Origin of the sequence: Bradyrhizobium sp. WSM3983 (assembly GCF_000473045.1) — a bacterium.
Lineage (GTDB): Bacteria > Pseudomonadota > Alphaproteobacteria > Rhizobiales > Xanthobacteraceae > Bradyrhizobium.
The window spans coordinates 21,470-36,165 of record NZ_AXAY01000026.1 but is presented as its reverse complement, the minus strand read 5'-3'; the positions used below and the strand labels follow the sequence as shown (position 1 = coordinate 36,165).

At 65.5% G+C, this 14,696-nt stretch carries 15 protein-coding genes; 6 read left to right on the top strand and 9 right to left on the bottom strand.

Annotated elements, in window-relative coordinates; all coding sequences use genetic code 11:
- Nucleotides 1-2: 2 nt before the first annotated feature.
- The 5 genes from YUA_RS0129430 to YUA_RS0129410 all read right to left on the bottom strand — a co-directional run bounded on the left by YUA_RS0129430 (nt 3) and on the right by YUA_RS0129410 (nt 3,726).
- Nucleotides 3-914: an amidohydrolase family protein gene (locus YUA_RS0129430; RefSeq protein ID WP_027533914.1), complete on the bottom strand. Its 912-nt coding sequence runs from the start codon at nt 912-914 to the stop codon at nt 3-5.
- A gap of 41 nt (nt 915-955) precedes the next feature.
- A complete protein-coding gene (locus YUA_RS0129425) occupies nt 956-1,513 on the bottom strand; it encodes a hypothetical protein (protein ID WP_027533913.1) in 558 nt (185 codons plus the stop codon).
- 30 nt (nt 1,514-1,543) lie between these two features.
- Nucleotides 1,544-1,897 (bottom strand): addiction module antidote protein, encoded by a 354-nt coding sequence (locus YUA_RS0129420; protein ID WP_027533912.1) that lies wholly within the window; start codon nt 1,895-1,897, stop codon nt 1,544-1,546.
- Nucleotides 1,897-2,187, bottom strand: a complete 291-nt coding sequence (locus YUA_RS0129415; RefSeq protein ID WP_027533911.1) for a type II toxin-antitoxin system RelE/ParE family toxin — start codon at nt 2,185-2,187, stop codon at nt 1,897-1,899. The genes YUA_RS0129420 and YUA_RS0129415 overlap by 1 nt, the downstream gene beginning before the upstream one ends.
- 108 nt (nt 2,188-2,295) lie before the next feature.
- Nucleotides 2,296-3,726, bottom strand: coding sequence for a TolC family outer membrane protein (locus YUA_RS0129410; protein WP_027533910.1), 1,431 nt, complete (start codon nt 3,724-3,726; stop codon nt 2,296-2,298).
- A gap of 215 nt (nt 3,727-3,941) precedes the next feature.
- On the opposite strand from YUA_RS0129410, the gene YUA_RS0129405 reads away from it, so the two are divergent.
- Entirely contained in the window at nt 3,942-5,804 is a 1,863-nt protein-coding gene (locus YUA_RS0129405) for an acetyl-CoA hydrolase/transferase C-terminal domain-containing protein (RefSeq protein WP_027533909.1), read from the top strand.
- A 32-nt stretch (nt 5,805-5,836) separates the two neighbouring features.
- Here YUA_RS0129405 and YUA_RS0129400 read toward each other — a convergent pair whose 3' ends face one another.
- Both YUA_RS0129400 and YUA_RS0129395 read right to left on the bottom strand, forming a co-directional pair.
- On the bottom strand, nt 5,837-6,616 hold the full coding sequence (locus YUA_RS0129400; RefSeq protein ID WP_027533908.1) for an enoyl-CoA hydratase: 780 nt from the start codon (nt 6,614-6,616) through the stop codon (nt 5,837-5,839).
- 109 nt (nt 6,617-6,725) lie between these two features.
- Nucleotides 6,726-7,397, bottom strand: coding sequence for a hypothetical protein (locus YUA_RS0129395; RefSeq protein ID WP_027533907.1), 672 nt, complete (start codon nt 7,395-7,397; stop codon nt 6,726-6,728).
- 288 nt (nt 7,398-7,685) lie between these two features.
- Between YUA_RS0129395 and YUA_RS0129390 the strand changes: the two genes are divergently transcribed.
- Nucleotides 7,686-8,231 carry a sigma-70 family RNA polymerase sigma factor gene (locus tag YUA_RS0129390; RefSeq protein ID WP_027533906.1) on the top strand — a complete coding sequence of 182 codons (546 nt, stop codon included), beginning with the start codon at nt 7,686-7,688 and terminating at the stop codon, nt 8,229-8,231.
- A 2-nt stretch (nt 8,232-8,233) separates the two neighbouring features.
- On the top strand, nt 8,234-8,872 hold the full coding sequence (locus YUA_RS0129385) for an NrsF family protein (RefSeq protein WP_027533905.1): 639 nt from the start codon (nt 8,234-8,236) through the stop codon (nt 8,870-8,872).
- Here the strand turns inward: YUA_RS0129385 and YUA_RS0129380 are convergent.
- Entirely contained in the window at nt 8,869-9,972 is a 1,104-nt protein-coding gene (locus YUA_RS0129380; RefSeq protein WP_027533904.1) for a DUF2336 domain-containing protein, read from the bottom strand. The genes YUA_RS0129385 and YUA_RS0129380 overlap by 4 nt on opposite strands.
- A gap of 63 nt (nt 9,973-10,035) precedes the next feature.
- Nucleotides 10,036-11,193, bottom strand: a complete 1,158-nt coding sequence (locus YUA_RS0129375) for a GGDEF domain-containing protein (RefSeq protein ID WP_027533903.1) — start codon at nt 11,191-11,193, stop codon at nt 10,036-10,038.
- Nucleotides 11,194-11,635: 442 nt separating this feature from the next.
- Here YUA_RS0129375 and YUA_RS0129370 point away from each other — a divergent pair, with 442 nt between their 5' ends.
- Genes YUA_RS0129370 through YUA_RS0129360 form a run of 3 tightly spaced genes read left to right on the top strand, consistent with a single transcriptional unit; the run spans nt 11,636 to nt 14,599 of the window.
- On the top strand, nt 11,636-12,205 hold the full coding sequence (locus YUA_RS0129370; RefSeq protein WP_027533902.1) for a sigma-70 family RNA polymerase sigma factor: 570 nt from the start codon (nt 11,636-11,638) through the stop codon (nt 12,203-12,205).
- Nucleotides 12,202-12,894, top strand: coding sequence for a hypothetical protein (locus tag YUA_RS0129365; protein WP_027533901.1), 693 nt, complete (start codon nt 12,202-12,204; stop codon nt 12,892-12,894). The genes YUA_RS0129370 and YUA_RS0129365 overlap by 4 nt, the downstream gene beginning before the upstream one ends.
- Before the next feature lie 16 nt (nt 12,895-12,910).
- Nucleotides 12,911-14,599, top strand: a complete 1,689-nt coding sequence (locus YUA_RS0129360; RefSeq protein WP_027533900.1) for a S8 family serine peptidase — start codon at nt 12,911-12,913, stop codon at nt 14,597-14,599.
- Nucleotides 14,600-14,696: the final 97 nt, after the last annotated feature.

Below are 14,696 nucleotides of genomic sequence, written 5' to 3'. Positions count from 1 at the left end.
AATCAGAATCCGTAGAGCCGCGCCGGATTTTCGACCAGGATTTTCCTGCGTACATCTGCATCCGGCGCCCACACAGGAAGCTGGTTGAGCAAGCGGCCATCGTCGATCGCGTGGAACGGTGCGATGTCGGTGGCCTTGCGGCTCTCGACTTGCGCCGAATCCGGGTGCGGCCAGTCGGTGCCCCAGACGATGCGGTCGGGGTTTGCGTCGATCAGTGCACGCGCATAGGGCGCCATGTCCGGATAATCGGGCGCGAGGTTCGACGAGCGATAGGCGCCCGAAATCTTCACATAGGCGTTGCCGGATTTGACGAGCGCGATGAGGTCGGCAAAGCCCGGCTGCTCCAGTCCGAGCGAGGCCTCGAGCCCACCAAAGTGGTCGAACACCGTGGGCACCGGTGAGGCCAGCACCAGGTCCCTGATCGCCGAGATCATCGCCAGCGTGGTGTAGAGCTGCACGTGCCAGCCGCGCGCCGTCATGCGCTCGACGGCGGCGGTGAAACGGGCGCGGCCGACATCGGGACTGTTGACGCCGTCGGTTGCAAGATTGATGCGGATGCCGCGAAAGCCGTCCGCATGCATCGCGTCGAGCTGGGCTTCCGTGGTCTTGTCGTCGATCACGGCCACCCCGCGCGCGGTCGCGCCGCGGGCCTTGATCCCGAACAGGCTGGCGGAATTGTCGGTGCCATAGACGCTCGGCGTGACGATCACCACGCGCTCGAGATGCAGCGCCTTGTGCAGCGCTGCCATTTCCTCGGGGCTTGCCGGTCCCGGCGTATAGACGCGGCCCCTGAAGAACGGAAATTGTTCGACATCGCCATGGATATGGGTGTGACAGTCGCAGGCATGCGCCGGCACGTCGAAATTGATCGGCGTCGCGGGTTGAGTTGCGCGCGCGTAAATTTTGTCGGTCATGGCTGCTCCGGCGGCGGGGAAGACGCGCGCACGATATCACATCAGCCGGGCAGTCCCGCCACGTCGCTGCATAGCTGTTCGACCAGCTCCGCAACCGGACGTGCGCCGTCAACGCGGACGATCGGGCAGGGCAGGCCAGCAACCCAGACTTCATGCTTGGCGAGATTGCGGCCTTCGCGGTCGCCGGCTTCGTAACGCGAAGCCCATTCGACGAAGGCTTCGGTCTCCTCATGACGCCAGCCGCCGGGCACGACAGCATCGGCCCCGAAATGCGTGGCCTCGCGGGCCCGCAGCCGCTGCAAGCGAAGCTCGCGCGGCGTGGTCACGAAGATGACGAGATCGAACAACGGGACAAGTTGGTCGCCCCAGCTTTCGACGGATCCGCTCAGAACCCAGTCATGGCGCGGCAGGAACATCTCGCGCATGAGACGCAGCCGATCTGCGGCGGGGCGCACCGTCTGGTACGGTGGCGCGGTCGGCAGCCAGAAATAATCGTCGCTGTCGTGGTGCGGCAGCGCCAGCCGACCCGCAAGCGCGCGGCCCAGCGTCGTCACGCCGGAGCCTGAAGCTCCCATCAGATGGATGCGGCGACTCTTCATGTTCAGATTCCAGGAACGGCCGGCCAGGCGCTACGCGACCCGGCTGCGCTTTGATGGCCGTCCGCTTGTTGCGGGCTGTGCGGACAAGGTCAGGCCCAACGCCCCGACAATGCGCATGACAGTCCCGAACTCGGGATTTCCGGCCTCTCCGAGAGCCTTGTACAGACTTTCGCGGTTCAAGCCGGCTTTCTTCGCGATCTCGCTCATGCCGCGCGCCCGTGCGACGAGGCCAAGCGCATCACGCACGAAATCTGCATCTCCGGTTTCCAGCGCTGTTGCAATATAGGCGGCCTGACGCTCCTCGGTGTTGAGGTAGTCGGCGGCATCAAATCGTGTTGTCTTGGTAATCGTTTTGGCTATGGCTTTGGACGTCGCCTTGGGCATCATACTGTCTCCGCCAGCTTCTGGGCTTGCTCGATGTCTTGCCGTTGTGTGCGTTTGTCACCGCCACACAGCAGGATCACGATCTGCGCTCCGCGTTGTACATAGTAGATCCGGTAACCCGGACCATGGTCGATGCGCATTTCCCGGACATTGCGGCCGACGCTCTTGCTGTCGCCGGGATTACCCATCTCCATGCGACGAATGCGGGCGGCGATGCGCGCAACCGCATTGGCATCTTTGAGACGGTTCAGCCACGCCGAAAAGCGCGCTGTTTGTCTCACCTCGATCATGGTGAGACCACTGTAGTCCATGGGCTACAGAATGTCAAAAAGGATCGGTCCGTCTCGCCGAGACGACACGTGGTCGAGGCGGTCCGGATCCGAGCGTGTCGCGAGCGGCTACTGCCCCGACGGCGTGCGGAGGCCGTGCCAGGCGTCGCGGACCTGCTGGTAGTGCACCTCGGGCAGATAGTCCGGCGTGTTCAGGCTCAGCGTCTTGACGTCGAGATGGCCGACGGCGCTGAGCAGCGTGTAGGAGGCGATCACGCGGTCGCGCAGCGCGCCGATCAAGCGGGCCCTGGCCTGGATCAGATCGGCCTGCGAGTTCAGCACATCGACAGTTGTGCGCTGTCCGCCGGCGGCCTCGCGCTGCACGCCCTGGAGCGCGACCGTCGCGGCCTTCACCTCGGACTCCGAGGCCGACACCGCGATCTTGGCGCCTTCATTGGCGACCCAGGCGCTCACGGCGGCGGTCCGCGCCTGGTTGCGCACCTGGTCGAGCACGAGGCGGCTCTGCGCCGTGACTTCCTTGGCCTGCCGGGTCTGCGATGCTGCCTGGCCGCCGTCATAGATTGGCGCGGTGACATTGGCGACGATCGAGGCCTGGTCCGTCGCGAAGGTGCCGAGCGTCGGGTCGCTGTCGCGGCTGCGGCTGACGCTGCCCTGGAGGCTGGCGCTCGGCAGCAGCGCGCCTTCGGCAACGCGGATATTGGTCGAGGCGACGTCGACGTCGAAGCCCGCGGCCATCACCGCCGGATGCTCGCGGATCGACATCGCGATCGAATCCTCGCGGCTCTTCGGCAGATAGCGATCGACCACCTCGGCGGGGCGAAGCGCGGAGGGCGCATTGCCGATGACCTGGGAGTAGGTGGCCTGGCTTATTGCAAGAGCGACCTCGGCGGCATTGAGATCGGCAAGGCCGCGGCTGAGACGCGCCTCGGCCTGGGCGCTGTCGGTCGGAGTCACGTCGCCGGCATTGAGGCGGCGCTGGGTGATGGAGAGCGTCTCGCGCAGGAAGGCGACGTTGGAGCGCTGCGCCTCGACCAGCGACTGGTTGGCCAGCACGTTGGTATATGCGGTGACGGCGTCAAGCAGCACGCCCTGGCCGACATTGCGCAGTGCCTCGCGGCCGGACTGCACCTGAAGTTCCGCGACCCGCACGCTGTTGGCGGTGCGGAAGCCGTTGAACAGGGTCTGCGACACCGTGACTCCGATGGTCCAGGGTTTTAGCGTCGCGGTCTGGATGGTGTTGTCCGGCAGCAGGTTGCGCACCGCCTGTAAGCCGGCGCTGAGGCTCGCCACGATCTGCGGCCGATAGCCGGCCAGCGCCTGTGGCACGTTCTCGTCCGTGGCGCGCTGCCTTGCGCGCTCGGCGTTGAGTTGCGGGTTGGTCTGGTAGGCCTTGACCAGCGCCTCCGGCAGGGCCTCTGCGTAGGCCGCGGCGGGCAGGGCGCAACAGAGCGCCAGCGTGGTCCATGTCGCCAGGACAGGATCCACGCCCGATCGACGCCGCGTCACTACTCGACCAGCTCTGGCGGCACGCCCAATCATGTAATCCCGCAAAACCCCGGCTGTCCGCCCCCGCCGACGGTGGCCTCTTAACTGTTTAACCAGCGCGGGTCCCGCAGGCAAACTGCCGCGGGGAAAACCCCCATGTATTCCATGCTTGTTGCAGGTGCGTCACACACCAACCGCACCCCAAATGCGCTATAGGGTCCCGCAGTCCAATTCTGTCAGGTGCTTGTAATGCGGTCCGGACCCCACGGATGACGCCGACATTCTTCTCCGATCCCGATGCGCTCGCGGAGGAGCTCATTCGCGACGTCGGAACCGATTTGGTGGTCGGTTTGCCGCTCGGTCTCGGTAAAGCCAATCACGTCGTCAACGCTCTCTACGCGCGGGCCTGCGCCGATCCTGACATCAAGCTGACACTGCTGTCGGCGCTGACACTGGAAAAGCCGAAGCCGAAGGCCCTGATCGAACGCCGGTTCATCACGCCGGTGATCGATCGCCTGTTCGGAGCGTACCCTGATCTGGTCTATGCCGATGCGCTGCGCGAAAATCGGCTACCGCCCAACATCAACGTGGTCGAATTCTTCTTTCTTGCCGGGCGCTGGCTGCACGTGCCGGCGGCGCAGCAGAATTACATCTCGGCCAACTACACCCACGCCGCAGGCTATCTGCTGGCGCGCGGGATGAACGTGGTGACGCAACTGGTTGCCAAGCGCATCGTCGACGGCGTGCCGCGCTACAGCCTGTCCTGCAACACGGACACGACGCTGGACGTGCTGCGTGAGCGCCGCGCCGGAGGTGCGTCGTTCAAGCTGATCGCGCAGGTGAATTCCGAGCTGCCGTTCATGCCGGGCGAGGGCGATCTTGCGGCCGAAGAGTTCAGCGCCGTGCTGGACAGTGCGGCAACCGACTTTCCCTTGTTCGCACCGCCGTCGGAGCCGATCTCCGATACCAAATATGCCATCGGCCTGAACGCGGTGTCCCTGGTGCGCGATGGCGGCACGCTTCAGATCGGCATCGGGCAGATCGGCGATGCACTTGCGCAGGGCTTGACCCTGCGCCATCGCGACAGCGCAGCGTTTCACGATGTCGTCACGCGGCTGTCTCTCGCGCGCCCGGCCGTTGCGCAGGAAGCCGGCGCCTTCGAGGCCGGCCTCTACGGTGTCAGCGAGATGGTGACCGAAGCCTTCATCGGCCTGATCGACGCCGGCATTCTCAAGCGCGCCATCGACGGCATAGTGCTGCACGGCGCCTTCTTTCTCGGCCCAAAATCCTTCTATCGAGCATTGCGCGAGATGCCGCCGGACCAGATTGCGCGCATTCGCATGATGCCGGTGTCGTTCACCAACGAGCTCTATGGCGAGGAGGACCGGAAGCGCCGCGACCGCGTCGATGCACGCTTCATCAACAACACGATGATGGCGACGCTGCTGGGTGCTGCCGTGTCCGACGGCCTCGACGATGGCCAGGTCGTGAGCGGCGTCGGCGGCCAGTACAATTTCGTGGCGCAGGCCTTCGCGCTTCGCGGCGCGCGATCTGTCCTGACGCTCGAAGCCACGCGGCAGGCTGGTGGTGCAGTGAAATCCAACATTCTCTGGCGCTACGGACACGAGACCATTCCGCGCCATCTGCGCGACGTCTTCATCACCGAATACGGCGTTGCCGACCTCAAGGGAAAGTCGGACGCCGATGTGATCGCGGCGATGCTCGAGATCGCTGACTCCCGCTTCCAGGACGAACTGGCGCGGGTTGCGAAGGCCGCCGGCAAACTGCCGCGGAGCTATGAAATTCCCGCGGCTCACCGGGAAAACCATCCCGAGCGGATCGCGGCGGCGCTCAAGCCCGCACGCGAGGCCGGGCTATTGCCGTCGTTCCCGTTCGGCTGCGATTTCACCGAAGTGGAGCAGCGCCTGATTCCCGCGTTGGAAATCCTGCAAGGCGCGCAGCATTCGCCGCGCGCGCTGGCGGGCCTGCTGTGGCAGGGATTGATGCGAAAGCCGGACCGGGATGACGAGGCGTGTCTCGCACGCCTCGGCCTCGATCGCCCAAAAACGTGGGCCGAGCGCTTCTATCGCGCGCTCGTCAGCGCGGCTTTGGCGCGCTGCAGTGGCGTCTAGCTCCTTCGCCGGGACGACGGATAGGGCGAACTCTACCGGTTCTTGTTCACCGGCTTGCGCTTCTCGATGAACGCCGCCATGCCTTCGGAGCGGTCTTCGAGCGCGAAGGTCGAGTGGAATAAATTGCGCTCGACGCTCATGCCCTCGGCGAGCGTGGTCTCGAAGGCGCGGTTGACCGCTTCCTTGGCCATGGCGACGGCGGGGCGTGACATCGCGGCGATCTTCTCCGCGGCCGCCATGGTCTCGTCCATCAGCTTGTCGGCGGGCACGATGCGGCTGACCAGGCCCGAGCGCTCGGCTTCCGCCGCGTCCATCATGCGGCCGGTGAGGCAGAGATCCATCGCCTTGGACTTGCCGATCGCACGCGTCAGGCGCTGGGTGCCGCCGATGCCGGGGATGGTGCCGAGCGTGATTTCGGGCTGGCCGAATTTTGCTGTGTCGGCGGCGATGATGAAATCGCACATCATGGCGAGCTCGCAGCCGCCGCCGAGCGCGTAGCCGGCGACAGCGGCAATGGTCGGCTTGCGGCAGCGCGCGACGCGATCACCGCCGATCGCGGCGAAATCCTCGGAGAACATGTCGATGAAGCCCTTCGGCTGCATCTCCTTGATGTCGGCGCCGGCGGCAAAGGCCTTCTCGCTGCCGGTCACGACGATGCAGCCGATGGCATCATCGGCTTCGAGATCGTCGACGGCCGCGGCAATCTCGCGAAAGACGCCGAAGGAGAGCGCATTGAGCATCTTCGGCCGGTTCAGCTTGATGATGCCGACCGCGCCTTTGCTTTCGACGATGATGTGTTCGAATGTGCTCATGCTCCACCCACGCTTTTGATTGGGCGGGCAATGTGCCCGCTGGCGGGGTGGGCTTCAAGGGGGCCAAAGGCCGCCGGGACGCGCTGGCAGCGCGCCCCGCACAGGCCTGTCACGCCATGAACATGCGCGCGGCGGAGGCCAGCGTCAGCAGCGTGCCGACGCCAATGAAGATCTTGCCGATCAGGGAGCTCTGGTCCCAGGCCGAGTTCGGCTGGCTGCTTGCCATCATCGGCGCCGGGCGCGGCTGCGCGTCGGTTGCCGCGACCACCGCTTTCTGCCCGGGCGGATTGTCCTCTTGCAGGGCGCGATCGAGGTCGTTGAGCTGATCGGGCGCGACCACCTGGTTCTCGGCGCCAGGCGCGGCGGGATTATCGGCCGCGGCCTGCACATTGTCGTTGGCGCGGCCCGTCATCGCCGAAGCTGCGGCCGCAGGCGGCGTGTCGGCGGCTGCGAGCTGAGCGTTGGCATTAGCGACCTCCGCTGGCATCTGGCTCGAGGCTGGGACGGCCGTGCTGGGCTTATTGTCGATCTTGGCCGCGTCGGCCTGCGGCGTGGCATCAGTCTTGTCAGGCTTGTCGTCGGATTTCTGCGCCGTCTTGCTGTCGGTGTGGCGGCGCGACGAATGATGTCGCTGCTTGCCCGGCTTGACCGCTTCGGCCTGTTTGCTTGCGCCGTCCGGCTTCGTGCTCGCAGAGCTCGGTGCGGCCTGCACTGAGGCTCCAAACAGCAGCAATAGTCCGGCCAGAACGACCAATGCCGCGCGCCCGCTGGCTTTCATCATGTTGACGATCTCCCCAATTTGCCCGTCCCGGGGGCGAACAGAGACCCCGACGCATGACGACAGCGGGGCAAAAAATGGGAATCTTCGGGCTAGACCGGGCAAAAACGGGGCAAACCGGCCGCGGGGAACCGGCTGCCGGGTGCGAGGTGGACCGATCGGTGTTATGAGCCTCTGGGCTTTGACGGCGGGATCGGATTCTCAGGCAACGGTATCATCACGACTTGGTGATCTTGCGGGTGCCGGCGTAACAAATTGAAAGAGCGGCCGAATTGCCGTGTAGGAGCGCGCGTGCGCGGACGTGAGGACGAGTGGACCGGCCTGATGCGGTCGGCCATGGCAGGCGATGATGCGGCGTATCATCGCCTGTTGAGAGGGGTCACACCGGTGCTGCGCGCCGCCGCGAGGCGCGGCTTGGCGCGTGCCGGGCAGCCTCCCGATCAGGCCGAGGATATCGTGCAGGAGATTTTGTTGGCGGTGCATTTGAAGGGGCACACCTGGGACAGCGAAGCGCCCTTCGCCCCCTGGCTGTTCGCGATCGCGCGCAACAAGCTGATCGATGCGCTCAGGCGCCGCGGCCGGCGGGTCTTCGTCAACATCGACGATTTCGCCGAGACGCTGCCTGGCGAGATGCCGCAGGAGACGGCCTCGGCGGGCGAGGTCACCGCGCAGCTCAACACCCTGCCGCAGCGCCAGCGCGACGTGTTGCAGTCGATCGCGGTCGACAGCGCCTCGATCAAGGATACGGCGACGAAATTCTCGATGAGCGAAGGTGCCGTGCGGGTCGCGCTGCATCGGGGGCTTTCGGCCCTCACGGCCAAACTACGGGACCACTAGTCATGGACACCGATCAACTCATTCGCATGCTTGCGGCCGACAACACCCATCGCGCCCCGCGCGTCGGCGCCTTGCTGACGATGGGCCTCCTCGTCGCGGCGCCGCTGTCGATCCTGATTTTTGCGACCTTCCTCGGCGTGCGGCCGGACGTGATGTCGGCCATGCACAACCCGTTCTTCGACATGAAGTTCGCGGTGACGCTGTCGCTCGCGATCCCCGCGATCATTATCAGCCTGCATCTGTCGCGGCCCGAAGCCTTGATGCGCGGCTGGGGCTGGCTGCTGCTGCTCCCCGTCGGACTGCTTGCGGTCGCGATCGGCAGCGAGGCGATGATGGCACCGGCCATGCCGATGACGATGCGGCTCGTTGGCAAGAACTCGCGGTGGTGCATGTCGGCGATCCCCGCGATGTCGATGCCGCTGCTCGCGGGCGCATTGTTCGGCCTGCGCCACGGCGCGCCGTCGCGGCCAGCGCTTGCCGGTGCGCTCGCCGGCCTGTTGTCAGCTGGATTGGCCGCCACGCTCTACGCTTCGCACTGCACCGACGATTCGCCGCTGTTCGTCGCGACCTGGTACACGATCGCGACGGCGATCGTGACTGCGATCGGCGCGGCCGTGGGCTCCAGAGTCCTGCGTTACTAGGCCGCCGACGTCGTGCCCTGCTGCATCCGGTGGAAACGCAGCACCTGCTGCGCGGTGGAGCCGCGCAGGGCCTCGTAGGTATCCCGCAGCGTCAGCATGTCGGTCTGCGAGCCGCCGGAGAGCTTCTCGCGCATCGCAATGATCGCGCGCACGCTCGACCATTGCATGCCGGCGACCTTGGCGAGGATCATCACACCCTCGGTGCGGCTCTCGATCATCATGTTCTCAGCGGTCTCGACCGCGACGCCGGCCAATGCTGCGAGCCCCGCATTGGTTTCGTCGAACTTGCCCTGCTCGGCGAAGGTTGCGACCTGGAATTCGTTGAGACGGCCGTCGTCGTGCAGTGATTTCACCAGCGCGCGTGCCATTTCGGTCTGCCGGGTCATGGCGGCGGCGCGGACACGCTGGGCCGCTTCCTGAACCACGCTCGACACCTCGTCGGCGAGTTCGGGATGGGCGGCCTCCAGTTTCCTGCGCACGCTCAGGGACGCCTTCGCAACCAGCTTCAGATAGTGATGGCGCGGCAGGTCGGGCCGCATGCCGATGCAGGCGGCGAGATCGTCGTCGCGCTCGGCGCGGGTGACGAGGTCGGTGAGGCTTCCCTCGGAGAGCCGGGCGCCCGGATTGTTGACGGTCGATTGCACGACGTCCTCGTTGCCGCGCGTCACCAGCGCGTCGCTCAGTGCCTCCGAAAGCACCCGCCGCAGCGAGATCGCCTTGAGATGGGCCTGGCTCTTGCTGCGCGCGATCTCGATCAGGGTCGTCTCGTCCAGACGCTCCGACCTCGACAGCACGGGGCCCGCGACCTCGATGACGTCGTCGAGTGCGAGCGTGCGGATGATCTGGGGCGGTGCGGCTCCGATCGGCGCGAGCCGGTCGGCGAGCAGCGCTTTCGCCGAGGTCTCGATCTGCTCGACCAGGCACTGGAACACGTCGTCGAACACGCGGATATGCTCGTCGGAATAATCCACCGCGTTGTTGACGAAGAGATCGGTAACGCGGCGCAGCGTCTCGACCCGGCGTGCGACGGTGCCGTGCGCGAGTGCGGACTGCAATTCATCAAGAAGATTTTCGGATGACTTAATGGATTTGGATCTCATAGCCCTGTCCTGGAGCGTTCGGTCCGGCGGCGTCTTCTCACGCGCCGGCTGGAAATGAAGTGGTCAGCTCGTAGCAATGCGGTTGCGCCCTTGCGCTTTGGCGGAATAGAGCGCGCTGTCGGCGCGCGCGAGAAACGTGTCGGCAGTATCGTTGTCGCGCAGCGTCACGACGCCGGCGGAAATCGTCACGCGCATACCGGGCGAAAATGCGCTCCAGTCGAGCTCGGCGACGATGCTGCGCAGCCGGTCGAGCGTGCGCGAAGCGGGCTCGCTTGCTGTGCCGGGCAGCAGCAGCAGAAACTCCTCGCCGCCATAGCGGCCGAAACGGTCGTCGGGCCGGATATTGGCGAAGATGGTGATGGCGAAGGTCCGCAACACCTCGTCACCGATGGGATGGCCGTGGGCGTCGTTGATGCGCTTGAACCAGTCGAGATCGATCAGCGCGATGGCGCAAGGCGCGGCCGCCTGTCGCGACTTTTCCATCTCTGCGTCGAGGAGCCGCATGATGCAGCGGCGGTTGTAGGAGCCGGTCAACTCGTCGAGCTCGGCGAGCTCCTCGATGCGCTGATAGGCGGCCTTCAGTTCGATGCTGCGCCGGTACAGGATCTTGCGCAGCGTGGCGCCGAACAGGCCGAGGAAGGCGCACTGGCCGATCACCAGCACGAAGCACAGCATCGAGGCGATCCGCTGCAGCCGCGTCGCAACCGGCATGCCGATCGGCAGGTCCGAGCCGAGGAACACGGCCGCGAGCGCGCAGGTCGCAATCACCCAGGTCAGCATCGCCTGGGCCGAGGTCATGCGCAGCGTGCCGAATGCGAAGATCAGGAACAGCACGCTGACGAAGGCGATCCCGATCGTCGGCACCGACACCAGGAACACGAATTGCAGCGCCATATGCGCCGAGATCTGGAAGACCGTGAGATAGTGGTCGCTGCGCTTCTCGCCGACGCCGGCCTCCGACATCACGACGAAGATGCCGATGATCAGGAGACCGCCGACCCAGAACAGCGACGGAACGTTCATGTGAATAGCGCCGTCATAGGCGTAGAGCAGCAGCACGAAGGCGCCGAGCGAGTAGCTCGCGACCTGGCCGGCATACATCTGACGGCGCTGCCGGGCCCGCCGCGCCAGCACCTCGGGCGCGGCCGCCTCGGGGGCGAGGACGAGATCCGCGACCTCTACGGCATTCCTCTCCGGAAAGGACGTCGCGGCCGTGCTCATGGTCCCGCCAATGGTAGATGTCAGCCGAAAAAATCTACGTGGCAAGCCTTTAGGTTTGGTATCCTTTTGCACCGAATCCTGGACGGGACGCCGCGCGGATGAGGGGCCTTAAGCGGCGCGGAATTTTGCAGCCAGTTAGGCATCGCAGGCAATATCGCGGACCAAAGCCGGCGCCGTGCGACATAAGGTGCACAGGGCCGTGTTATGGATCGGGCACGCTAGAGCCGTCCGTGCCGGCCCACGGCAAGTCCGCAAGAGAGTGTTTCCGTATTATGTTACCGTTCTGGAGCGAGGTGGCCGACCGCCACGGGTGGGACAAGGAAATTGCGCGTATGTGGGGTAGATCACACAGGTCCCCGTATGACTGCGGTAGATTGAAGAATTTCGCATTTCTCGTCGAACCGTCCCCCGCATCGACCCGACCAACTTTGCGAGACGGCCTTTGAGCGTGACACAGGCGGCTACGGACGAGGTCCTTATCGCCAGGATCGCCCAAGGCGACCGGCTCGCTATGCAGGTGCTGTACGGGCGGCACCATGTCAGGGTTTACAGGTTCGGGCTGAGGCTCGTGCGGGACGAGCAGACGGCGGAAGACCTCATCAGCGAGGTATTTCTCGACGTCTGGCGTCAAGCCGGCAAGTTCGAGGGCCGATCCGCCGTTTCCACCTGGCTGCTGGCAATCACCCGATTCAAGGCCCTGTCTGCGCTTCGGCGCCGAAAGGATTTTGAATTGGACGACGAGGCCGCCAATGCGATCGAGGATTCGTCCGACAATCCAGAAACGGCGGTTCAGAAGAAGAATACCAGTGAAGCGTTGCGGGAGTGTCTGACGGGCCTCTCGCCGGACCATCGGGAAATCGTCGACCTCGTCTACTACCACGAGAAGTCCGTGGAAGAGGTGGCGGAGATCGTCGGAATCCCGGAGAACACGGTAAAGACGCGCTTGTTCTATGCGCGCAAGAAATTGGCCGAACTGCTGAAGGCAGCCGGCATTGAGCGAGGCTGGCCATGATGGCATTGAGCAAGAAGATGCTGGAGCAAGAGCCCAGTGAGATCGAGATGCTGCTGCCGTGGCACGCCGCCGGCACGCTGAACGCGCGCGATGCCCGCCGCGTCGAGGAGGCGCTCGCCAGCGATCCGGCGCTCGCGAAACAATATGCGGCGATCCGCGGCGAGTACGAAGAGACCATCCACCTGAACGAGAGCCTGGGTGCTCCGTCCGTGCGCGCGATGCAGAAGCTGTTCGCCGCGATCGACGCCGAGCCGGCGCGGGCGATCGGTTCGCTGCCGCTGTCGGCGCGCGTTGCCACGTTCTTCTCCAGCCTGTCGCCGCGCACGCTGGCCTGGTCGGCGAGCCTGGGTGCCGTCGCGTTGTTGCTGCAGGCCGGCATCATCGGCGCCGTGCTGATGAAGACCCAGACTGCGACCTTCCAGACCGCATCGCTCTCGACCGGCGCGCCGATCACGCGCGAACTCGGGGCGGCTGCACCTTCGCGGGCGCTGGTGCGCTTCACGCCCGAGGCGCGCGTCGCCGACATCACCGCGCTGCTCGACAGCTACCAGGCTTCAATCATCGGCGATGCCAAAGGCGGCATGTTCCGCCTGCAGTTCGACAGGGCGATGAGCCAGGACGAGCTCACTTCGCTGCTCAACAGGATGCAGCGCGAGAAGTTCGTCAACCTCGCCGTGGCGGCGCCTTAAACGCGCCGCTGCATCAATGACGCGCAAGTCCGAGAGCCAGTTGCGAGCCGGGGCCTATGCTTCGTCGGTCGGAGCGGCGCTCCTGCTCGCCGCCTGCCTCGGCATCGAGGTGGCGCACGCCCAGGCGATCATGCGCACGCCGACCATCAGCGTGCCCTCGCGCACGCCGACGATCTCTCCGAGTGTCGCGGCCAGGGTGACGAGCGTTGACCACGCTCCCCGGATCGCTCCCACCATCCCGCATATCTCCACGGCGCGGATCGGTTCGACGCCGATGCTGCCCTATGCGCGCTACTCGCCGAACCTCTATCCGGCCTGCACGGCAGCCAATCGCGACGCCGACGGCGAGTGCCTGGCGCAGCCGAACGGAGGTGGCGACGGCTCCGGCAAATCGGCCAGGAAGAGTGCCGGCAAGGGGCGGGGCAACACCACGCCGGTTGCCGTCAATCTGCGCAGCTTCGCCAACGAATTCGTGGCCGAGATTGACAGCGCGCTGTCGCTGACCGAGGCCGATGAACTCGCGCGTCGTCACGGCTTGACGCGGGTCTCTTCGGAAAACTTCCCGCTGATCGGGGCCACGGTCGGCCTGTTCCGCATCGCCGACGGCCGGCCGTTTGAGACCGTGCGGCGTGAATTTGCCGCCGATGGCAGCGTGCGTTCGCTCCAGCCGAACTTCCGCTACGTGCTCCAGGACCAGAAGCCGGCGGTGCCGACCGAGGGCGATCCTGCCCAATATGCGCTGTCGAAGCTGCGCCTGCCGCAGGCGCACACGCTGGCGCACGGCGCCAATGTCACGGTCGCCGTGATCGATTCCGGCATCGACGCCAAGCACCCCGAACTCGCCAACTCCATCGCCGACAATTTCGACGCGCTCGGCAGCAGCGAGGGCGCCCATATCCACGGCACCGGCATTGCGGGGGCCATCGTGGCGCACGCGAAGCTGATGGGCAGCGCGCCGGAAGCGCGTATCATCGCCATTCGCGCCTTCGGCGGCACCACCGGCAGCGCCGAGAGCTCGTCCTACATCATCCTGCGGTCGCTCAATTACGCGGCCGAGCACGGCGCCCAGATCGTCAATATGAGCTTTGCCGGTCCTAAGGACGCGGTGATCGAGCGCGCGATCGCGGCGACCGCCGCGCGCGGCCTGGTGCTGATCGCGGCCGCCGGCAATGCCGGCGCCAAATCGCCGCCGCTCTATCCCGCCGCCAATCCAAATGTGATCGCGGTCAGTGCGACCGACCAGCAGGACAAGCTGTTCACCGCGTCCAACCGCGGCAATTACATCGCGCTGGCTGCGCCCGGCGTCGACATCTTCCTGCCGGCGCCGGATGGCAAGTATCAGATCACGTCGGGCACCTCGTTCTCGGCGGCCTACGTCTCCGGCGTCGCGGCATTGCTGCTCGAGCGCAACTATTCCCTGAAGCCGGAAGCGCTGCGTATGACGCTGTCGAAGACCGCGCGTGATCTCGGTTCACCCGGGCGTGATGATCTCTACGGCGACGGCGAGCCCGATGCGTTTGCCGCGGTCATGGCTGTTCCGGCCGACAGCGCGACGCCGGTCGCGGCTGCCTCCGGTACAACTAAACGTGAAGATGCCGAGAAGCGTCGCGACGACCCCGGCATCCGCGCGATCGAGCAGCCCTCGCTGTCGAGCGCGGACGATAAATCCACGGTTTCTCAGGCGGATAGGCCGGCGGCGCGATAGCGCCTGCGACAACATTGCGCGCGGTGCGACAGTTAAGAAATCGAACGCCGCATTGAACGTTCAGCCAGCTGCCACGACCAAATTATGTGGGAGCGGT